Genomic DNA, 19,095 nt, shown 5'->3' with positions numbered 1-19,095 from the left:
GTCCCGCCGGGCGAATGGTACTAGTTTTCTTTTGCTAATTCATTTCTCAGTCACGAAATCACTTAGATAAGAGATAGCCTCGTTTTACGAAGGCTTGCGGCTTGCGGCTTGCGGCTTGCGGCTTGCGGCTTGCGGCTTGCGGCTTGCGGCTTGCGGCTTGCGGCCATATTAAAACAAGTGCAACTGTTCGCTTAGGTCGAGGTTGGTTTGACGGACCACTTCATCATCCGCGTCGATGTGGCGTAGATCGATGCCGCGATCGAGCAGGGCGCGGCCCAGAAGGCGTGAACGGTGGCAGGCGTGCGGGCGCATGCACCCACACATCAGGCATACGACCCGGCCCGGGCGATCCGTGGCTTTCATGAGCGCATCGAGCCCCTTGCGCAGTTCAGGGTCGGCAAAGAGCGGCTGGATGTCCACCGTGTCCGGCTCTTTGCAAAGCACCGCCGAATTGGGTACCCCGCCGAGGGTGTCACCCATGTACACGTATTTGAGGCCACGGGCGGGTACGAGGTCCATCAGGTTCTCGCGTCGGAAATCTTCCCAATACGAGCTTTGGGGTACGGCGCGGACATCGACCAAGTGCGTTACGCCGTAGCGATTCAGCAGCTTGATGAAGCCATCGAAGCCTCGGTTTCCGTAGCCGGCGGTGTAGAGGACTGGTATTTCACCCGTCATGAATTCCCCTCCATTATGGAAGACCCAACCCGTGATGGGTGCATCCGTCGAACTTTATGCTGCTTGTGCGGGGATTGCCGCGACGACGCTAGCGTCGGCAGCTTGGTGGCGCGTGAAGACTCAGACACGAACGGAAACCGAAGCTAAAAAGCTTCACTCGAGCGTTCCATCGACACGGGATGGACTGCTGCTTTCGGCCCTGGTGGTCGAGGTTTACAATGAGAAGGGTCCGGTGACGTCGCACGAGCCTTGGCTGGGCGACTTATGGGTCCTTCTCGACGGGATTGTCTCGCGCCACGCCCTGAAGAAGGTCGGCACGTACCAGAGCACCTACATGGTGGCGGCGACCGAACAGCGCATCGCCGAAGAGGCGTTGATGCTGACAGCGGGCGCGGCGTTGGACATCCGCGATGCAGTGAAGTTGTTTGTGGCCAACAAAGACATCGAGGCTCACGCGCGATTCGGCATTCACGCCGACATCATTCCGACCGTCGGGTTGGGATCGACCGTCGCCCTGAGCGAGCTTTGGAACACCACGATGGAACTGGCAGTTCACGCCGGTCCACACACGATCGAGTTGAGCGGCATGGCGGCGGAGTGGCTTGGGCCCGAGTTCGATATCGAACTGCTGGGTGAGCATCCGGTTCTGCAGATGCGTAAATCGGCTTAGAATAGTTCGAGCTGCTCGCCTTCGTCTTCCGCGGCGGGTTCATCTTTTGGCTCTTCGGGCCTATTCACCAACCGCTGGGCGGCCATCCAGGCTTTTTGAATGTCCTGCACCAGGAGTGCGTACCCGCCGTCGCTTCCGCCGTACTGGTTGCGCAGGATGTAGCTTGGGTGCAGAGTCGCGATGGCGGTGCGGGAGAACTCGCAAGGGAAGTATTGGCCGCGCTCACGGGTGATGGCGAAGTTCTTTTTGATGAGGTTTTTGGCGCTGGGAGCCCCGACGCAGAGGATGACCTTGGGGGCGATGACGGCGAGTTGGGGGATCAGCCAGCGGCGGCAGGCGAGGGTTTCTTCTTCGGTGGGCGGACGGTTCTGAGGTCGTCCAGTCGACCAGTCGGCCGCGCGGCACTTCACCGTATTGCAGATGTAAACGTCGTTGCGGCTGAGCCCGGCGTCGGCCAGGGCTTTGTCCAGCAGTTGGCCCGCCTTGCCCACGAACGGTCGTCCGGTTTTGTCCTCATTGTCACCTGGCCCTTCGCCGACGAGTACGAGGGGAGATCGGGGATTGCCTTCGCCGAAGACCACATTGGTGCGCCGCTCGGCCAGGCCACAAGCCTGACATTCGATCGCTTCGCCACGGAGGTCGTCAAGGGTCATTTCGGATGATCTCGGTTAGTTTGTCGTAAGTTTCTTCGAGCGTGAGGGGCATGACGCGGACCTCTCCTACCGTCGTCATGAAATTCGTATCACCGCCCCAACGCGGGACGACGTGCCAGTGCAGGTGGATGGGGATTCCGGCCCCGGCGGCGCTTCCGATATTGACGCCGATGTTGAATCCGTCAGGATTAAAGGCGGTCTTTAGCCATCGAACAGCTTTGGCCAGGAGTTGGTTGATCTCCAGCAGTTCGTCGTCAGACATCGAGGGCAGTTCGTTGGTTTGGCGGTAGGTCGCCACCATCAGGTGCCCGCTGGTGTACGGGTAGGCGTTGAGGATCATGAAGCAAAACTGCCCGCGATACAGGATGAAGTTTTTGCGGTCATCCTGTTCGGCGGGCAGATCGACGAAAATATTTCCGGAGCCTCCGGCCCTTTCGATGTATTTCATTCTCCAAGGGGCCCAGAGATTCTCGTTCATGTTGGACCTGGCTAGATCGATTTTGCGAGGATGATCGCTTCGGCGACTTCCCGCATCGTCTTGCGCAGGTTCATCGACTGAATCTGGATGCGTCGATAGGCTTCGGCCTCGTTCAGACCCTGCGAATCCATGAGGATTCCCTTGGCGCGGTCGATGGCCTTTCGGGCCTCCAACCGCTCGGTCAGGTTTGAAACTTCCTTGCCGAGGAGCACATTCTGCTCGAATCGGGCGCGGGCCACTTCGATGGTCGGCGCGAGGTCGCTCGGTTTGAACGGCTTCACCAGGTAGGCGAACACACCGGCGGCTTTTGCGCGCTCGATGAGTTCCTTGTCGGAGTAGGCGGTGAGCAGGATCGTCGGAGCGATGTTTTCTTCGGTGATGATGTCGACGGCCTCGATGCCGTCCATGACGGGCATCTTGACGTCGAGGATGCAGACGTCGGGTTTGTGTTCACGGGCGAGGCTCACGGCCTCTTTTCCGTCTCCAGCCTCGCCGATGACCTCGTACCCCAGGCTCTCCAGCATCTGCTTGAGGTCCAGACGGATGATCGGTTCGTCATCTGCGATTAAGACTCGTGTATTGGACATTTTCTTTCTCTGGGAAAAATCCACCCCGGCGTGGAAATTGATTATAAGTCATAAAGATACCTTGTGTGACGCCCTTCGCTTCTGGTCGGATAAACTGAGGCGTGGCTTCGACCGACATCCGGTATCTGGAAAACATCGTTGATTACGCAGGTACTTTTCCACCGGCGGCGTTGACGGCTTCCGAGTCCTACTCGAATTATAAGACTTATCGGGCAGGGAGGGAATCCTGGATTCTCGGTTATTTGGCGTGGTCTTGTACAAATCTCAGCGAGCTTGCCCGGCTGTCGGGCGGGAACGACGAAGTCGAACTCGCGCTGATAGGTCGGCCAAGCGACTCATGGGATGCGTGGCTTCAGGCGCGAGAGCAAGACGTGGAGGATTACAACACCGCCGTTGATATCGCGCCGAACCTCGTCGCGGCTACGTACGAATCGCGCATCGCCGATCTTGGGCGCATGACGGATGCCTTGGGAGTGCTGAAGGCTCTATCGAAAGAGGCAGACATTTTCGTCGAACTGCCATGGAATGTGCCGATCGACGACGCGTTGGCGGAAATCGCCAGCCATGAATGGGCACGAGCCAAGTTCCGCACGGGTGGAGCGGCCAAAGAGGCTTACCCGACGCCGGAGCAGTTGGCGACGGTCATCAAAGGGTGCGTGGACTTGGAGATCGAATTCAAACTGACGGCGGGCTTGCATGAGCCGATCGCGCATACCGACGCCAGCAACGGGGCATTCGCGCATGGATTTCTCAATATTTTGATGGCGACCTCGATGGCGTACACGGACGATGCGACGGTGCGAGAGATGGCCGAAGTATTGAGCGCAGCCGACCCGAGCGAGTGGAGCGTCCGCGACGGACTGGCGTTTCGGGGTAGGGTGTTAGGGGAGGACGAACTCGACGACGCTCGGTCGTTCTTCACATCGTTTGGCTCGTGCTCGTTGGACGAGCCGCTTCAGGGTTTAGCTGGGTTGAGGAGGTAAGAAGATGTTCATCGTTCCGTCGAATGCTCGCTCGTGGGTGCCTTACGACGCCACGTCGCATTTTCCGATTCAAAATCTTCCGTTTGCGCTGTTGGCGCCCGCCGGTCGGAACGTCACCTTGGCCACTGCGATTGGCGACTATGCGGTCGATCTAACGGCTTTGCGCGATGCGGGCATCCTCGATGTGCCGCGCAACGTGCATCTGGACGCCTTCGCTGAGTTCACGAATCAGGAGCTTTCGGACCTTCGGCACCGACTGTACGAGATCTTTGAAGAATCGAACCCGCGCCTTCGCGACAACGAAATTTTGCGCATGGGGGCGATGACGCCGATCTCGGAGGCGCGCCTGCTGTTGCCGGTTAATCCGCCAGCGTACGTCGATTTCTATTCCGGCATCCACCATGCTTCGAACGTGGGCAAGATGTTCCGGCCCGACATGCCGCCGCTTTTGCCGAACTATCGCCACGTGCCGGTGGGCTACAACGGGCGAGCGTCGAGTGTGGTTGTCAGCGGAACGCCGATCCGCCGTCCGAAGGGGCAGACGAAGGGCGCGAATGACGACCTGCCGACCTTTGGTCCGACGAAGGAACTGGATTTCGAACTGGAGATGGGTTTCTTTGTCGGGCGTCCCAGCGCGATGGGCGAGCCAGTGCCGATCTCGGAGGTTGCCGATTACATTCTCGGCTATGTGCTGGTCAATGACTGGTCGGCGCGAGACGTCCAGCGGTGGGAATATGTGCCGCTTGGGCCGTTTTTGGCCAAGAGCTTTGCCACGTCGGTCTCGCCGTGGGTGGTGCTGCCGGATGCGCTGGAACCATTCCGCCTGAATGATTTGGAGCAAGATCCCGAGCCGTTGCCGTACTTGGCGACGAAGCGGCCGTTGCGGTACGACATCAAGCTGGAGGTCTATCTTCAGCCGAATGGCGACGCCAACGGCCAGAACATTTCGACCTCGAACGCGAAATACTTGTATTGGTCGTTCGACCAACAGCTTGCCCATCAAGCGTCGAACGGCACTCCGCTCGGGTGGGGCGATCTGTACGCCAGCGGCACGATCAGCGGTCCGCTGGAAGGCTCGTTCGGGTCCATGCTGGAACTGACCTGGCGCGGCACCAAGCCGTTGCAGGTCGGCAGTGTCCAGCGGACCTTCCTTGAGGATGGCGACACGCTGGTGCTGACCGGCTACTGCCAGGGCGATGGCTTCCGAGTTGGGTTTGGAAGCGTGAGCGGCACGATCGAACCGGCTTAGCGCGGATCGAAGAGGTGGTGGCGTTCGTGGGCGACGACGCGCCCAGCTATGAGGCTTTCAATCGTGTACGAGTTTCCGTTCACCTTGCCGCCAATGGTTCGGTTGCAGGTCCGAAGTAGCTCCAGTAGCCTCTGACGGTCGGCGAGGAAGGCGCGTCGATGCTCGTCCCACGAGACCAGCGCGTACGATTGTTGGTCGAACAATCGCCACGGGTGGAGCAGTTTCAGGCTTGTTCCGGGCCTCTCTGCAAACGCCAGGCAGGCGGCGAGCCACGTTTCTTGACACGCGCGCAGGTGGGCGAGCGTGCGATGGCGAGACTGCACGCATCGGGCGGCATCAGGTTTTGGCGCATCCGGCTCCCACGCCTCGATATGCTGTCGATGGGCGTCGAGTTCCTGCAAGAGCCCCTCCCATTCGGCGTCGGTCATGGGCGCATTATAAACAAAAAAGCCCGATGGCGAAATCGCCACTGGGCTCTGCGAAAAAGTTCTTAGCTAGCCAGTTCTTCGGCCTGTCGCTGGAAGACCTGGTGCACGAACTCGGCGACGGCCATTCGCTCGTGGTGGTTCTCCGGCACAAAGCGCACACCGGCGCTATAGAGGTCCGAGTTAGGAACGTTCGTCGCGTGGCGAATCTCGCCGCGCAGGTCCAGGCTGGTGCCGTCCATGCAAGCGACGTGAATCACGCAGCGGGTGCTGGAGACGAGTTCGGCTTTGGATCGAATCTGAATGCCACCCAGTCCAATATCGGTGATCACGATATTGATCGGGCTATTGCCCTGGTCGATGGTCATCACCGCGTAGTCGAGCAGTTCATACCGCACGTACCGGCGCTTATCTGAATTGTATGCAAGATTCAAAAGATTTCCCCTATCCGATGCTCAGCCCCAGGCTGATTTACATTTACTTATCGGAAGTCTTTTTCCACAATTACAGGGGGAATCATCCAGGTATCCAAAACAAACCGGGCCAAGTTCGGCTGAACTTGGCCCGGTGGGAATGCTATTCGCGTTCTTACTTCTTGGTGATGAGAACGTGGCCCGTGGTCGGGTCGAACTGAATGTCGACGTTCAGAGCGTCCTTCATGAAGCTCAGCGGGACGATCGTTCGGCCTCGGTCGATGTACGGCGCGAGTTCCAGCGAGAACGACTTGTTGTTGATCTTCGCGGTGCTGTCGCCGACCTTCAGCCAGATGTCCGTACCATCGCCCTTGGCGGTGACGACCTTCTGACCGTTGTTCCAATCGACGCTAGCGCCTGCCTTCTCGAGGAGGTGGCGGAACGGGGTCATTGGAACGCCGTCGTCCACTCGCGGCTGAACGTCGAACTCGACGTACTGACCGTTGTAGAGGACGTTGAACGAGGTCACGCCGTTGAACCGGGTGCCCTTCTCGACGCTGAACGCCTTAGCGGCGGCTTCGGCGGCAAAGTTCGGAACGTTGGAGGTGAAGCTCTTCGCGGAGGCGATGCGCAGACCGGTCGGCATCATGTCCTGATTGCCCATCGGGATGGCGCTGCCAACCTTGACGGAACCGTCAACCTTGCCCTTGTGATCTTGGATGGTCGCCTTCGAAGGATTCTTCGTCGGGGTGACCTCGACCGGAGCGGTGGGGTTGACCTTGGTTTCGATCGGCTTGTCAACCTTGACCGGGTTCTTAGCCGGAGCATCGACCTTGGTCGGCTTGGCCGGTTCCGGCGGAGTTACGGTCGCCTTGTTGGTGCCCGTAGCGACAGCCGGCTCGGTGGTGCCGAGGCTATGTCGGTTGGTGCGGCCACCAGGATTGTTGACGAAAACGCGAACCTGCTTGGACTTGTAGGTGTTGGAATCTGGATCGACAGCCCACGCCTCGACGGTGTGCCATCCGTTGGACTCTCTCTGAGTGTCCCACGTGTACACGTAAGGCGGCGTGTTCGAGATGTCCTTGTGGTCACCATCGACGAAGAAGCTGACCCAGATGTTCTTGAGTTCGCGGCCGAAACCAAGCTTGATTTCGGTGATGCCCTGAACGCTGGCGCCCTGCTTCGGCGAGGAGATGTAGATCGGGCCCTTGTTGCCCTGATCCGTCACCATCGTCTGCTTTTCGGAGCCGATGACCTTGCCGGTCTTGTCGTAAAGTCGAATTTCAACATCGTTATCCCCGTCCTTCAGGTCGGAGACGGTCAAGGTAAAGGAGAGTTCTCCTTTGCTCGATGTCGCACTGACGTTCTTGGTTGCGAAGCTTTCGCCGTTGATGCGAAGCTCGACGAGCGAAGCGTTGGCTCCGTCGTACTTGACCGTCAGTGTCGGGCTGTTAAGCGCACGTTCAATAACAATGTTCGTATCGAACATAAATGCGAACGATCCCGCGCTGAGGGCGGCGGCACCAGCCAATGCCATCGTTCGTTTAATGCTTGTAAAGCGATTCAGCATTCCCCTAAGTTCCTCGTAGTCCTGCCATCGTGAGACAGCATAACCGATGCTGTATTTTCGCACCGATACCGTCCATTGTCAAGCAAAAAGGGTTAAGTTTGACGGGGTTGTGAAAAATTCCCCTATTAATTGGACGTCTAAAGGAACGTGTTGGCCGAAATCGCACTGTTAGCCTCTTTTGCTTGGGCGTCGCCGTCCCCTTTGGACCGCTTCCTCGCCGCTCCCGAACGGGGTTTGCCTGAGACCAAAGTCACAAAGGAGGGCATGACCTATGTGATTGAGTTTGCCAGCCAAAAATGGCACGAAACGCTGTGGGTTCACAAGATTCTCCTCTTCGTGCCGAAGGGCGCCGAGAAGTACAAAACCGCCATTCTGTACATCACCGGCGACGGGCCCAAGAAGGGCGACTACGTAGACCTGAACCTGCTTTCGGCGGCTACGGGAATGCCCATCGCGATGCTCTTCAACATCCCCAATCAGCCGCTTTGGGACATGAAGGAAGACGATCTGATCGCCCACACGTTCGAGAAGTTCTTGGACACCAAAGACGACACCTGGCCCCTGCTGTTCCCGATGACGAAGGCGGCGGTTTCGTCGATGAACGTGGTGCAGAAAGTCGCCAAGCAGAACGGCATGACGTTCGACAAATTTGTGGTCACGGGCGCGAGCAAGCGCGGGTGGACGACCTGGCTGACGGCGGCCTCGGGCGACAAGCGCATCGCGGGCATCGCGCCGATGGTGTTCGACAATCTCAAGTTCGACTCCCAAATGGAGAAGCAGATGAAGGACTGGGGGCAGTACAGCGACATGATCAAGGACTACACCCACCGCGGGCTGCAGGCCAAGCTGGAGACCCCGGACGGCGCTCAGTTGATGCACATGGTGGACCCGTATTCCTATCGCGACAAGATCAAGGTTCCGACCCTCATCGTGAACGGCACCAATGATCCTTATTGGACGGTCAACTCGACTTCGGTCTACTGGAAGGACCTGCACCAGCCCAAGTGGCTGTTGGAGGTTCCGAACTCGGGTCACGGATTGGAGGACAAGGGCCGCGTGGTTTCGTCGGTGGGCGCGTTCGCCCGGTCGCTGTCAGGCCAGTTCAAGATGCCGAAGCTGGGCGCGACGATGTCGCTGGATCGCGATCATAACTGGGCAACCTTCAAGCTCGATAAAGGTTCGACCAAGCCGGATTCGACCGTGATTTGGAAGGCGACTAGTGATACCAAGGACTTCCGACCGTCGAAGTGGGAAGAGGCCCGATTAGAGCCGAAGCACGACCTGACGACCGAGTTCGACCCCAACCGCTGGACGGCGTTGTTCGTCGAGGCGAAGTACAAGATCGACGGTAAGAGCTTCACACTCAGCACGCCGATTCAGGTCGTCGGGCATCAGGAACCCTGACGGGTGAAGGGCACCGCTGGCAATCCGGCGCTGTTGGCCAGGTTGCCGCGCGGGTCGTCGCTCCAACAGTAGCGCACGCCCTTGATGTCGTCGATGCCCTTGGCCTTCACCACCACCGCGGGGCTCATGATCTCGGCGGTGGCCGCATGCCATTCACCGTCGTCGCCCAGGACCTCGAAGCCCTGGATCGGGTTTCCGTCGGCGGATTTGAGTCCGCGATAGGCATTTTCGAAGATCAGTCGCGCCGAGTTTCCGTTGAGCTTGACCGAGCCAATAATGGGGCTGAAGGCGTAAGCGCCGGAACCGTACACCTGGGCCAGCGCGAGGTTGGCCAATCGCCGCCCGATCTCGTATTTCTTGATCGGATGGATGGTGTCGGGATCGACCTGGTCGATGCTGACGACCATGCGGACGTACGGCAGGTTGAGGCCGGATAGCTGGGCGTCGCGAAGTTCGGCCCACTGCTTTTTGTCGGGCTCGCCCGCCCGCGAGTAGCCAGGAAGTTGGACGAAGAAGAACGGCAGATTGGGTTTGCTCCATCGGGCGCGCCAGTCGTCGATGAGGGTGGGGAAGGCGGTGCGATAGGCGTCGGGTTGGCCGACGTTGTTCTCGCCTTGGTACCAGAGAACACCCTTGATTCCATAGGGGATGATCGGAGCGATCATGCCGTCGAATGCTCCGGCGGGGGCGTTGCGGTCGCCGGGGCCCATCGGCCGGATTGGCCGCTTGTTGGCGGGGTCGTCGGACGGCTCGATGACCAGTTCGTTTTTGGTCTTCCAGGTGGTGGCGAGGTCCATGTAGGCGCCCCCGTCGGTGGGTCCGAGCTTGAGGTTGGGGCCAAGGATTCCTCCCTCGCCGGAGCGGTTCCACACACGCACGGCGATGACGTTTTCACCCTCGCGCATCACTCCGGGGCCGAGGTAGTACGAGCGGCCCTTCAGCTTTCCAAATGTGCCACCGACCTTGAGACCGTTCACGTAGGTCGAGTCGTCGTTGCCGATGAATCCGAGTTCGAGGCGCAGACCCTTGCCCTCCCAGTCGCGGGGGAGCTTGAAGTGGAATCGGTACCAACTCGCGCCGTCCACGTCCTTGGTTTCGTCCTGCTCCCAGGGCTCGGGGAGCGAGATGTCGGCCCAGTCTTTGTCGTTGAATTCGGGGCGGTGCCAGCCTTTGTCGAATCCCGCGTTGCCGGGGTCCTTCTTTTCGTTTTTGGCGTCCCAGGCGTCGGCGGCGGACTGCCATTGGTTCAGGCGGCTCTGGAATCCGGTGAGATTGGCGTAGTACTCGTCGATCAGCGGTTTCAGGCGGGGATCGGATTCAAGCGACCGCTGGCTCATCCAGGCTTCGATGCGGGTTCCGCCCCAGGTGGCTTGGATCAGGCCGATGGGAATCTTGATCTTCTGGTGGACCTCGATGGCGAAGGCGAGGCCGATGGCCGACCAATTGCCGATTGATGACGGCGAACCAACGACCCAGTTGCCGCGCACCTCGCGCAGGGGAGCTTCGACGCTCTGTCGCACGACGCGGAACTGGCGAATCTCGGAGTCGACTTTGGTCTTCATCTCGTCGACCTCCTTGCACCGCGAGACGGGCCACTCCATGTTGCTTTGGCCGCTACACAGCCACACGTCGCCCACGAGAATGTCGGAAATGGTGGTCACCTGCCCGGCCGACTTGATCTTCATCGTGAACGGCCCACCGGGGGCTTGGGGTGGAAGCACGACCTTCCAGGTGCCCTCGGGCTGGACGAGGCTTTGGGATTTGAAGGTGCCGAATTGGACTTCGACGGTCTTGCCGGGGATGCCGAGGCCGAATACGGGAACCGAGGAACCTCGGGGTAGCACCATGTGGTCGGCGAAAAGAGGCGCCGGGCGCAACATCATTTGCAAGCCAAGGGCGAAATTGGCTAAGACCATCCTGGTGTTCCTCTATTATGGCTCAGGTTTGGCGGGTTGAGTCGTTTGAGATTTTGAGTGATTTGATGCGACCCATCCGGGTCGTGGCCGTAATCGTGTCCGTTCCAGGGGTGCAAGCACACCCTGGCTACCAGATTCGATCCTTCGGATCGGTCCAATCCGGTGACGGATCCCCTTGTTTGGTCATCGATAACGTTTGAATGGGTGTTCATGTAGTTCAAGGACCCGGAGGGTCCAATCTGGTAGCCAGGCGGTCGGCGCGGAGCGCAGACCCCTGGACAGTACGCCCCCAAATCGACCCCTTGTGGGTCGCATCGGATAACATGTCCCAACAATGCCTTCGACATATGCCAGCCTCCACGTCCATGTCGTGTATAGCACCAAGGGGCGGCATCCGTCGTTCCACCCCGACGTCATTGATGAGGTTCACCGCTACCTCGGTGGAACGGTCAATGGACTCGGGGCGCAATCGGTCATCGTTGGTGGGGTTGCCGACCACGTTCATCTCCTGTTTGGAATGAGGACGACTCAGAGCGTTTCAGATCTTGTGAGGGAAGTCAAAAAGGCTTCGTCCCACTGGATGCGCGAGCGCCAACGGGATTTCGCCTGGCAAGAAGGTTATGGTGCCTTTTCGGTAAGTCCAGAACGGCTTGGCGGTGTGAAGAAATACATCGAGAATCAGGCCGAGCACCATCAGAAAAAGTCGTTCCGAGAAGAATTCATCGAACTCCTTCGGTATGCCGGAATTGAGTTCGATGAAGCTCTTTTGGACTAATTGATGCGACCCATCCGGGTCGTGGTTTTGTGGTGGCTCGTCCAGGGGTGCAAGCACACCCTGGCTACCTGATACGATCCTACGGATCGGGCTCGGTCGTGAGGCACGTTTCTGGTGGTCAAGCGCGTTTGTGGTTTGATATCGCACAGGTGAATCCCAGCTTCGCTGACGTCTTTCTCACTATTGTTCGACAATTGTGAGGGATTTGATGCGACCCATCCGGGTCGTTTTGTTGGGGTGGCAAGTCCAGGGGTGCAAGCACACCCTGGCTACCAGATACGATCCTTCGGATCGGTGAATTCTGCAGGCGAACTCCCATCGGTTAGCAATTTGATAGCCCTTGGATTGACTCTGGATTCATTGAGCGGGCGGACCCGGAGGGTCCTATCTGGTAGCCAGGTGGTCGGCGCGTAGCTCAGACCCTGGATGGCGTGACCCCGAACCGACCCCTTGTGGGTCGCATCAAACTTCGACCTTACAGATCCGCGAAGAACTCCCAGATCAGGTCGTCGCTACCCGGCAGACCTTCGTGGCCGAAGTCGGGGTAGATCACGTGCCGTTTCTTCGCCGTGATTCGGTTATACGCCGCGAAGTACGTGCTCGGCGGGGTGATCGTGTCCATCAAGCCGCCCACCAACAGCACTTCGCCCTTGATCCGCGTCGCCAGGTGCTGGTTGTCGATGTAACCCAGCTTCATAAAGATCTCCTCTTCCCGCTCGTGCCGGGGGTCGAAGGAGCGGAAGAAGTAGCGCAGTTCGTCGTAGGCGTCCTTGGCCAGGTCCATTTCCCACACCCGCTTGTAGTCGCACAGGAACGGGAAGACCGGCGCGCACTTCTTGACCGGCGCCAGCGCGGCGCAAGCCAAGGTCAACCCTCCGCCTTGCGAGCCGCCCGTCGCCCCAATGCGCGTGGGATTGACCTCGTCGAAGTCGGCCACGACTCGCGCCAACTGAGCCGTATCCAAAAACACGTTACGGAAGTACATCTGCTCGGCCGGGCCGTCCAGGCCGCGCACGATGTGACCGCGAAGGGTCATGCCCGAATACACACCGGTGTCTTCCGAGTAGCCGCCCTGCCCGCGGCAGTCCATCGACGCTACTGCGAAGCCCTGCGCCGCCCACGAGAGGTGCCCGAGCCAGTCGCCGCTATTGCCAGAGTAGCCGTGGAACCGCAGGAGCACCGGGCACTCCTTTTTGCCCTTGGGCCGCACATATTTGGCGAACACGCTCCCGCCGCGCGTGCCCCGAAACCGAAGCTCGAAGCACTCGGCAAAGCAGGAGGGGAAGTCCTTCTTGGTGATCTCCAGCAGGGGGGCGGTGTCGGCCAACTCCTTGAGCGCGTCGTTCCAGAAGAAATCGAAATCGCTGGGACGCGGGTTCCTCCCCTTGTACTGGAGGAGATCGTCGAGCGGCATGTCCACGAGCGGCATAGCCGGAATTTAACCCTTTTTTTAAGCCACAATAGAGAGCATGGAGATCGTCGTTCCGGACGAATATAAGCACCTATACGTTCGCAACGATGAGCGCCCCATCGTCAAGATTCCCGATCCGGTCCTGCGCAGGGTCGCGGCCGAGGCCAAGCTTGGCAAAAAGACCGAGTTCATCATTAACGAAATGATGCGCGCCATGCGAAAGGCCAACGGCGTCGGTCTCGCCGCTCCGCAAATGGGAATCAGTCAGCGGATTATCGTCATCGCGCCGCTCGACTTCAAGCCCACCGCGCTCATCAATCCCAAAATCATCAAGGCCGACGGCGAGCAGATCGGCCAGGAAGGGTGCCTTTCGATCCCCGGCCTGTACGGCGACGTCAAGCGCGCACAGTTTGTGGAGGTCGAGGCGATGGACCGCAAGGGTCGCGAGCTGATTTTCGAACTGGAAGGCATGCCGGCGCGGGTGGTGCAACACGAAATCGACCACCTCGACGGAATCCTCTTCACCGATAAGGTCGATCTGGCGACGCTGCACTGGACCGACCCGGACAAATTCGACGCCGAGTGAGAATCGTTTATTTCGGAACCAATGACTTCGCGGTGCCCGCCCTGCGGGCGCTGGCTCCGCACGTGGTGCTGGTCGTCAGCCAGCCCGACCGTCCGTCTGGGCGCGGCATGAAGCTCCACCCGAGCCCGGTCAAACAGGCCGCATTGGAATTGGGATTGCCGGTCGAGACGCCAGAGAAGGCTCGGGCCGCCGAGTTTGTGGAGCAGGTGGCAGCGCTGGAGGCCGATGTCCACGTGGTGGCGGCGTACGGCCAAATTCTCTCGCTTCGACTTTTGGAGACGGCCAAGAACGGCGGCATCAACCTGCACGGCTCCATCCTGCCCGCCTATCGCGGTGCGGCACCGATCCAACGGTCCATCCTCAACGGCGACGCCGAGACGGGCGTAACGCTGATGCAGATGGACAAGGGCATGGATACCGGCGACATGATCGCCATCGCCAAGACGCCCATCGGCCCAGACGAAACCTATGGCGAGCTTCAGACACGCCTGAGCGAGATCGCTCGCGATCTGGTGGTCGAGTGGATCGACCGGCTGGCGGTCGGCAACTATCCGCGTGAGGTGCAGGACCACGACCAGGCGACTTACGCAAACAAAATTGACCGAACGGAGACCGAACTTCAATTCGAGCGGAGTGCGGTCGAGGAGTACAACCGCTTCCGTGCGTTCACCCCGGCCCCGTCCGTTTTCCTCAACACAAACCAGGGGCGGCTCAAGATCAAAGAGGCTCGGCGCGGCGAGGCGACTGGAGCGAATGGCCGAATTCTTGCCCTCAACCCTTTGACCGTGGCCTTCGAGGGCGGAAGCCTGGAACTCCACACCGTGCAGCCCGAAGGAAAGCCCGCGATGAGCGGGGCCGCATGGGCGGCGGGAAGGCGTCTGGCGGTGGGAGATAGCCTTGCCTGAGAACCGGAATCTGGAACCGAATTCCGCCACGATGACATAATCCCTTAGTAGAACCTCATGAGCGAACCGACAGAAGAGCCGACAACAGCCGAAGAAACCGCGGCTGAAGAACCCAAGCCGACTCCGGCCGCATCCGCCGTCGAAGAGAAGGTTCGCACAGGCATTCGGCCCCGAACCGCCAAGCGACTGGCGATCATGGCGATCTTGCTGGTGGGCATCAGTTACGCCCTATATTGGTTCGTCGGCCAGAAGGGCGACATCATCTTCCCGATCGATTCCTCGAAGATGATCGCGGCGCTCAAGCTGGACGAGGGTTCGCAGGCAGTCGTCATCGACCCCAGCGGCAAGGTGACGGCTTCGAGCGGCTATACGGCGGAAAACACCGACCGCGACCTCGCTTGGCAGCCGGACGGCAACCGACTTTTCTTCATTAGCGACCGGATGAACTCCGGCTACCAGATTTTCCGATGGAACCCCGCCAGCAACGGCGACCCCGATCAGCGGTCGGTGGACCGCGCCAGCCGAAGCGACCTCAGCTTCGACGCCCAGGAAACCGGCAAGGGCGACCTGATGGGCCTAGTTATCGTCCGGGGAACCGTGCACCGATTTGAACCGAAGACCTCGAAGAGCACGCCGGTGATGCCGCCGAGCAAGCAGACGAGTTCGGATCCCGAGGGCGGCCAGACGGGCACCTTCGAAGTGCTGTACAAGCGGTACGGCCAGAGCTTTAAGACGGCCCGCTGGTTCGGCCATCGCCGCTACATCGCGGCGGTTATGAAGCGCGAGGACCGCGGCGAATCGCTGATCGTGCAGGATTCGGAGCCGGATGATCAGGGGCGCATGCGACCTCCGCGACTCGTCTTCATCGCCGAAAAGATCAACATCGCAGTCGATCCGGTCTCGGGCGGACTGGTTTTCACCCTCACCGACGTGCTTCCGATCCTCGACGATCAGGGCAACCCGGTCGAAGGGCCGGATGGCAAGCCCATCAAGTACGGATTTAGCAACGCCATTCTCCGCACCGTCGATCAGGGTGGCAACCTTGGCATGCAGATGATTGGCGCGAGCCCGAACAAAGAGTTATGCTTTGCGTCGCCGGTGGTCTCGCCGGACGGCAACTCGATGATGTTCCTGGCCGGTAAGTACAAGGGCGAAGGCAACATGGAGGTCACGTCGCTGAACTCCTGCCCGTTTGTCGAAAACGGAATTCAGGGCGCGTCGCTGTTGGTTCCGGGAATTGTGACCGACCCAACGTTCAGCCCCAATGGACGACAGATCGCGTTTGTGAAGGAAGATGGCGGCAAGCAGGCGATTTTCCTCGCTACGAGTAACGGCTCGGATGTGAAGAATCTGACCGGAAGTTCCGGCAACTTTGCGACCCCGCTGTTTTCACCCCAATACAAATAAGATTTCTACCGTCATAATGTTAAGAACAGAAAGACGGTGCGAATTCACTACGAAGAAAGGCTGCTCGACATTCGAAGCCATGTAATTGCTATGGGGAACCAAGCGCACGAAATGGTGCGCAAGGCCTCTGAGTCGGTGATTACTTCGAATCCGGGGCTGGCCAATGAAGTTATTCGCGAAGACGATGCTGTCGACGTTGCCGAACGAAAGACGATCATGGAGGCGATCACCTTCGTCGTCCAAGAGAGTCCAGTTGCATCCGATCTTCGCTTTTTAGTGTCGACCCTCGGCGTGGTCGGCGAGATCGAGGAGGTCGCCGACGACGCGGTCAAGCTCGCGCGGCGGAGCCTAAAGCTGGGGACGAACTTCCCGGCGACGATGAAGAAGCAACTGAACGAGCTGAGCGAGGTGTCTCGCCTGCAGTTCATGAGCGCGTTGCGGCTCTACTCCGAATTCGATCCTGACCTTGCGCGGTCGATTGTGGATCGCGATAACGAAGTGGATTCGGCTTACAGTCGAGCCCGCGACCAACTGCTGGAGATGTTCAAGGAAGACGCGAACAACGCCGGTGGGCTGGTGCGGACGATCGAAGTGTTCCACGCGCTAGAGCATGTGTCGGACCATGCAGTCTCGATCGCCAAGCGCATGCAGATGATCGACGAGCCGCCGCCTGGGGTTTAGCCCGATTTTTCTTCCAAAAGCTGAGGATTGATCGTGATGCCGACGCGGGTGATGCGTCTCCGCGCCATGTTCTCGACGCGAAGCGAGCCGAGGTCGGTCTCGATAGCGTCCCCGGGACGAGGAATGCGTTCCAGCTTTTCGATGATCATGTTCGCGAGCGAATCGGTCTTGTTTGTGATGTCCAGGTCCAAGCCAAGGCGGCTCACCAGTTCGTCGTAGCGAACCTCGGCCCGCGCAGAAACGCGTCCATTGGCGAGAACTTCGATGGTCGCTCGCTCACTTTCGGGGCCGTCCTGGAGCTCGCCAAATACTTCGTCGACCACGTCTTCCAGGCTGATCAGGCCGCTCGTGCCGCCGTATTCGTCCAGCACGATCACGACGTGGGTGTTGTTCTCACGCATGGTCTGCACAATGCGCTCCATCGGCAGGTTCTCCGGGATGGCGATGAACGGCCGGGCCAGACTTTCGAGGTCGAATTCAGCCGTCGAATACGCTCGCAGAAGGTCGACGGTGTATACAATGCCCACGATGTCGTCGATATCACCCCGACAGACGGGTACGCGCGAATAGCGAACCTGTGACATCTTGGACATCACCTCGCTGGCCGAGAGGTCGAGGTCCAGCCACTTGATATCAAGGCGATGGACCATGATGTCCCGCGCCACCAGCGCGTCGAGCCGCAGGGCTCGCGACACGAGGTCGGCGTGCGCCTTTTCCAGCACGCCTTCGGTGGTGGTCGACTGGATCATCATGACCAGTTCTTCCTTGGCGATGGTCTCCTTGCCAGTCTCCCGAATGTCGATCTTTAACGGCTTCAGCAAGAACTGGGAGACGCCCTGGGCGCACCAGATGATGGCGGAAAACAGCTTGACGAAGAAGCCGAGGGGCCGGTACGTGACGAAGATGTACCGCTCGGGGTACTTCAGCGCGATGTATTTGGGGATCAACTCACCCAAGACGACCAGGAAGAAGAGGACGAGCGCGAATGAAATGACCTGCGTGAAGCGGTGGTCGAGGCCCGAAAACTGGCTAGTGAGGATGTTGGTGACGAACGGCTCGGTGAAGGTGCCCATCGCCACGCCGATCATCGTGATGCCAATCTGCGTACCGGCGATGAAGGGGGAAAGATTTTCCGAAATCTTAATGATGTCTTTGGCGCTCTTGCTTCCTTTCTTAGCGAGCGCCTCCATGCGCGAACGGCGCATCGAGACCAGCGAATACTCACCGCCGACGAAGAACGCGCTCCCGACGAGGAGCAGGATGGAAATGGCAATGTTCGGGCCGATGCCGCCTGGGGGGGAGCCTTCGGTCATGGGTTCTTAGGGAGCGACGTAGACTTGAACTTTGCCATTTTTGAGCCTGTTCAGCCACCAGTCGATGCCCATTTCGCCGCCATTCGCTCCGATGCGCTCGAAGTGATATCGGTCGAAGTGCTTGGTGTCGTTCGGCGATGCCGCCGGAGAGTCCCACGCCATGCTCGCCGATGAGTGGCGGTAGGTTTTGCCTTTGTACTCGAACGATTTCACCAGTTGCCGATTCTTGGGGTACTCGCCGTAGGGCGGGCAGAACGGCATGTTGGGCGGGATTCCGTACTTCACCAGCAGGTCGTTCATGCGGGCGATTTCGTACTTGACCTTGTCGTCGCTCAGTCGGTTGAGGAAAGGGTGGTCGTAGGTGTGGTTACCGATTTCGGATCCCCAGCCGCGAAGCATGTCGATCTTCTTTTGGATCAGGCTATGCTGGCCCCACAGTACGGGCAGGACATAGAACGTGCCCTTGACCGGAAAGTCGGGGTGAGTCTTGGCAAAATCGAGCCAAACGCCGACCGCGCATTTGGGGTCGATGGTGCCATCCTTGAGGATCGTAAATTGGTTGGGATGGGCGTCGTCGAAGGTGATGACGATCGGGGAAGCGCCGGGCGCAAGGTTCATCCGATTGCCGACGTACTCGGACACCGTGACCGGTCGAAAGCCCATGTCGTAATAGCGCTCGAGGTCCTTTCGGAACTTCTCCGGCGAGCGGAACATCAGGTTCTTGCCCTCGCGAATGTGGTGGTACATCACCACGAAGACTTTGCCCATGGTGTTGGCTTTTCGGGTGGTGACGCGCGCGACGGTCGTGGTTGCGGCGGTTTGAGTTGGAGTCGGGGCGGTGTGCTGGCCAAAGGTGAGAATGCCGGCGAGAATGGTAACCAAGATGTTGTGTTTGCCTCCGAAACTCTATTTTACAACGAATCGAAGAGTTACAGAGAGGTAGGCCATCCTGGCCAATATTGCGCCCGCCAATCCGTTGGCTCTAATACGG

Annotated in this window: 20 protein-coding genes; 9 read left to right on the top strand and 11 right to left on the bottom strand. The window is 59.3% G+C overall.

The features are described from left to right. Window positions 1-168: 168 nt before the first annotated feature. On the bottom strand, window positions 169-678 hold the full coding sequence (locus tag GC165_20005; protein MBI1335155.1) for a DUF488 family protein: 510 nt from the start codon (window positions 676-678) through the stop codon (window positions 169-171). Between the two features lie 31 nt (window positions 679-709). Here GC165_20005 and GC165_20000 point away from each other — a divergent pair, with 31 nt between their 5' ends. Next, entirely contained in the window at window positions 710-1,348 is a 639-nt protein-coding gene (locus tag GC165_20000) for a hypothetical protein (GenBank protein ID MBI1335154.1), read from the top strand. Here GC165_20000 and GC165_19995 read toward each other — a convergent pair. From GC165_19995 to GC165_19985, 3 genes are read right to left on the bottom strand one after another with little or no spacing between them, the layout of a single operon-like run. Then, window positions 1,345-2,001: a uracil-DNA glycosylase gene (locus GC165_19995; protein MBI1335153.1), complete on the bottom strand. Its 657-nt coding sequence runs from the start codon at window positions 1,999-2,001 to the stop codon at window positions 1,345-1,347. The genes GC165_20000 and GC165_19995 overlap by 4 nt on opposite strands. Continuing rightward, the gene (locus tag GC165_19990; protein MBI1335152.1) at window positions 1,991-2,479 is read right to left on the bottom strand and encodes an HIT domain-containing protein; all 489 of its coding nucleotides are present in this window, start codon (window positions 2,477-2,479) and stop codon (window positions 1,991-1,993) included. The genes GC165_19995 and GC165_19990 overlap by 11 nt, the downstream gene beginning before the upstream one ends. A gap of 11 nt (window positions 2,480-2,490) precedes the next feature. Next, window positions 2,491-3,066: a response regulator gene (locus tag GC165_19985; GenBank protein ID MBI1335151.1), complete on the bottom strand. Its 576-nt coding sequence runs from the start codon at window positions 3,064-3,066 to the stop codon at window positions 2,491-2,493. A gap of 101 nt (window positions 3,067-3,167) precedes the next feature. Here GC165_19985 and GC165_19980 point away from each other — a divergent pair, with 101 nt between their 5' ends. Both GC165_19980 and fahA read left to right on the top strand, forming a co-directional pair. After that, window positions 3,168-4,049: a hypothetical protein gene (locus GC165_19980; protein MBI1335150.1), complete on the top strand. Its 882-nt coding sequence runs from the start codon at window positions 3,168-3,170 to the stop codon at window positions 4,047-4,049. 4 nt (window positions 4,050-4,053) lie between these two features. Then, window positions 4,054-5,298 carry a fumarylacetoacetase gene (fahA, locus tag GC165_19975; GenBank protein ID MBI1335149.1) on the top strand — a complete coding sequence of 415 codons (1,245 nt, stop codon included), beginning with the start codon at window positions 4,054-4,056 and terminating at the stop codon, window positions 5,296-5,298. On the opposite strand, the gene GC165_19970 is transcribed toward fahA, so the two are convergent. The 3 genes from GC165_19970 to GC165_19960 form a co-directional block, all read right to left on the bottom strand. After that, the gene (locus tag GC165_19970; protein ID MBI1335148.1) at window positions 5,295-5,726 is read right to left on the bottom strand and encodes a hypothetical protein; all 432 of its coding nucleotides are present in this window, start codon (window positions 5,724-5,726) and stop codon (window positions 5,295-5,297) included. The two genes, fahA and GC165_19970, sit on opposite strands and share 4 nt — an antisense overlap. Window positions 5,727-5,788: 62 nt before the next feature. Continuing rightward, window positions 5,789-6,157 carry a hypothetical protein gene (locus GC165_19965; protein MBI1335147.1) on the bottom strand — a complete coding sequence of 123 codons (369 nt, stop codon included), beginning with the start codon at window positions 6,155-6,157 and terminating at the stop codon, window positions 5,789-5,791. Window positions 6,158-6,311: 154 nt separating this feature from the next. Continuing rightward, window positions 6,312-7,706: a hypothetical protein gene (locus tag GC165_19960; GenBank protein ID MBI1335146.1), complete on the bottom strand. Its 1,395-nt coding sequence runs from the start codon at window positions 7,704-7,706 to the stop codon at window positions 6,312-6,314. A gap of 264 nt (window positions 7,707-7,970) precedes the next feature. Between GC165_19960 and GC165_19955 the strand changes: the two genes are divergently transcribed. Beyond that, on the top strand, window positions 7,971-9,110 hold the full coding sequence (locus GC165_19955) for a phenylacetic acid degradation protein (protein MBI1335145.1): 1,140 nt from the start codon (window positions 7,971-7,973) through the stop codon (window positions 9,108-9,110). Here GC165_19955 and GC165_19950 read toward each other — a convergent pair. Beyond that, window positions 9,098-11,026: a hypothetical protein gene (locus GC165_19950; protein MBI1335144.1), complete on the bottom strand. Its 1,929-nt coding sequence runs from the start codon at window positions 11,024-11,026 to the stop codon at window positions 9,098-9,100. The two genes, GC165_19955 and GC165_19950, sit on opposite strands and share 13 nt — an antisense overlap. 334 nt (window positions 11,027-11,360) lie before the next feature. Between GC165_19950 and tnpA the strand changes: the two genes are divergently transcribed. Then, window positions 11,361-11,801: an IS200/IS605 family transposase gene (gene tnpA, locus GC165_19945; protein ID MBI1335143.1), complete on the top strand. Its 441-nt coding sequence runs from the start codon at window positions 11,361-11,363 to the stop codon at window positions 11,799-11,801. A 475-nt stretch (window positions 11,802-12,276) separates the two neighbouring features. Here the strand turns inward: tnpA and GC165_19940 are convergent, their stop codons facing one another. Further along, window positions 12,277-13,230: a prolyl oligopeptidase family serine peptidase gene (locus GC165_19940; GenBank protein MBI1335142.1), complete on the bottom strand. Its 954-nt coding sequence runs from the start codon at window positions 13,228-13,230 to the stop codon at window positions 12,277-12,279. A 40-nt stretch (window positions 13,231-13,270) separates the two neighbouring features. Here GC165_19940 and def point away from each other — a divergent pair, with 40 nt between their 5' ends. The 4 genes from def (at window position 13,271) to GC165_19920 (ending at window position 16,791) form a co-directional block, all read left to right on the top strand. Continuing rightward, window positions 13,271-13,798 carry a peptide deformylase gene (gene def / locus GC165_19935; GenBank protein ID MBI1335141.1) on the top strand — a complete coding sequence of 176 codons (528 nt, stop codon included), beginning with the start codon at window positions 13,271-13,273 and terminating at the stop codon, window positions 13,796-13,798. After that, a complete protein-coding gene (locus GC165_19930; GenBank protein MBI1335140.1) occupies window positions 13,765-14,703 on the top strand; it encodes a methionyl-tRNA formyltransferase in 939 nt (312 codons plus the stop codon). Before def ends, GC165_19930 begins: the two co-directional genes overlap by 34 nt. Window positions 14,704-14,760: 57 nt before the next feature. After that, window positions 14,761-16,110, top strand: coding sequence for a hypothetical protein (locus GC165_19925; GenBank protein MBI1335139.1), 1,350 nt, complete (start codon window positions 14,761-14,763; stop codon window positions 16,108-16,110). Between the two features lie 90 nt (window positions 16,111-16,200). Beyond that, entirely contained in the window at window positions 16,201-16,791 is a 591-nt protein-coding gene (locus GC165_19920; GenBank protein ID MBI1335138.1) for a hypothetical protein, read from the top strand. Here the strand turns inward: GC165_19920 and GC165_19915 are convergent. Both GC165_19915 and GC165_19910 read right to left on the bottom strand, forming a co-directional pair. After that, a complete protein-coding gene (locus GC165_19915) occupies window positions 16,788-18,104 on the bottom strand; it encodes a DUF21 domain-containing protein (GenBank protein ID MBI1335137.1) in 1,317 nt (438 codons plus the stop codon). The genes GC165_19920 and GC165_19915 overlap by 4 nt on opposite strands. A gap of 6 nt (window positions 18,105-18,110) precedes the next feature. Beyond that, a complete protein-coding gene (locus tag GC165_19910; protein MBI1335136.1) occupies window positions 18,111-18,986 on the bottom strand; it encodes a polysaccharide deacetylase family protein in 876 nt (291 codons plus the stop codon). Window positions 18,987-19,095 lie beyond the last annotated feature (109 nt).

The organism is Armatimonadota bacterium (assembly GCA_016125185.1).
Lineage (GTDB): Bacteria > Armatimonadota > Fimbriimonadia > Fimbriimonadales > Fimbriimonadaceae > Fimbriimonas.
This window is presented reverse-complemented; position numbering and strand designations above follow the sequence as displayed.

Excerpts from the sequence above, each read along its gene's own strand:
- GC165_20005 (MBI1335155.1), bottom strand. The coding sequence starts at position 678 with ATGACGGGTGAAATACCAGTCCTCTACACCGCCGGCTACGGAAACCGA.
- GC165_19995 (MBI1335153.1), bottom strand. The coding sequence starts at position 2,001 with ATGACCCTTGACGACCTCCGTGGCGAAGCGATCGAATGTCAGGCTTGT.
- GC165_19990 (MBI1335152.1), bottom strand. The coding sequence starts at position 2,479 with ATGAACGAGAATCTCTGGGCCCCTTGGAGAATGAAATACATCGAAAGG.
- GC165_19985 (MBI1335151.1), bottom strand. The coding sequence starts at position 3,066 with ATGTCCAATACACGAGTCTTAATCGCAGATGACGAACCGATCATCCGT.
- fahA (MBI1335149.1), top strand. The coding sequence starts at position 4,054 with ATGTTCATCGTTCCGTCGAATGCTCGCTCGTGGGTGCCTTACGACGCC.
- GC165_19970 (MBI1335148.1), bottom strand. The coding sequence starts at position 5,726 with ATGACCGACGCCGAATGGGAGGGGCTCTTGCAGGAACTCGACGCCCAT.
- GC165_19960 (MBI1335146.1), bottom strand. The coding sequence starts at position 7,706 with ATGCTGAATCGCTTTACAAGCATTAAACGAACGATGGCATTGGCTGGT.
- GC165_19955 (MBI1335145.1), top strand. The coding sequence starts at position 7,971 with ATGACCTATGTGATTGAGTTTGCCAGCCAAAAATGGCACGAAACGCTG.
- GC165_19950 (MBI1335144.1), bottom strand. The coding sequence starts at position 11,026 with ATGGTCTTAGCCAATTTCGCCCTTGGCTTGCAAATGATGTTGCGCCCG.
- tnpA (MBI1335143.1), top strand. The coding sequence starts at position 11,361 with ATGCCTTCGACATATGCCAGCCTCCACGTCCATGTCGTGTATAGCACC.
- GC165_19940 (MBI1335142.1), bottom strand. The coding sequence starts at position 13,230 with ATGCCGCTCGTGGACATGCCGCTCGACGATCTCCTCCAGTACAAGGGG.
- def (MBI1335141.1), top strand. The coding sequence starts at position 13,271 with ATGGAGATCGTCGTTCCGGACGAATATAAGCACCTATACGTTCGCAAC.
- GC165_19925 (MBI1335139.1), top strand. The coding sequence starts at position 14,761 with ATGAGCGAACCGACAGAAGAGCCGACAACAGCCGAAGAAACCGCGGCT.
- GC165_19920 (MBI1335138.1), top strand. The coding sequence starts at position 16,201 with ATGGGGAACCAAGCGCACGAAATGGTGCGCAAGGCCTCTGAGTCGGTG.
- GC165_19915 (MBI1335137.1), bottom strand. The coding sequence starts at position 18,104 with ATGACCGAAGGCTCCCCCCCAGGCGGCATCGGCCCGAACATTGCCATT.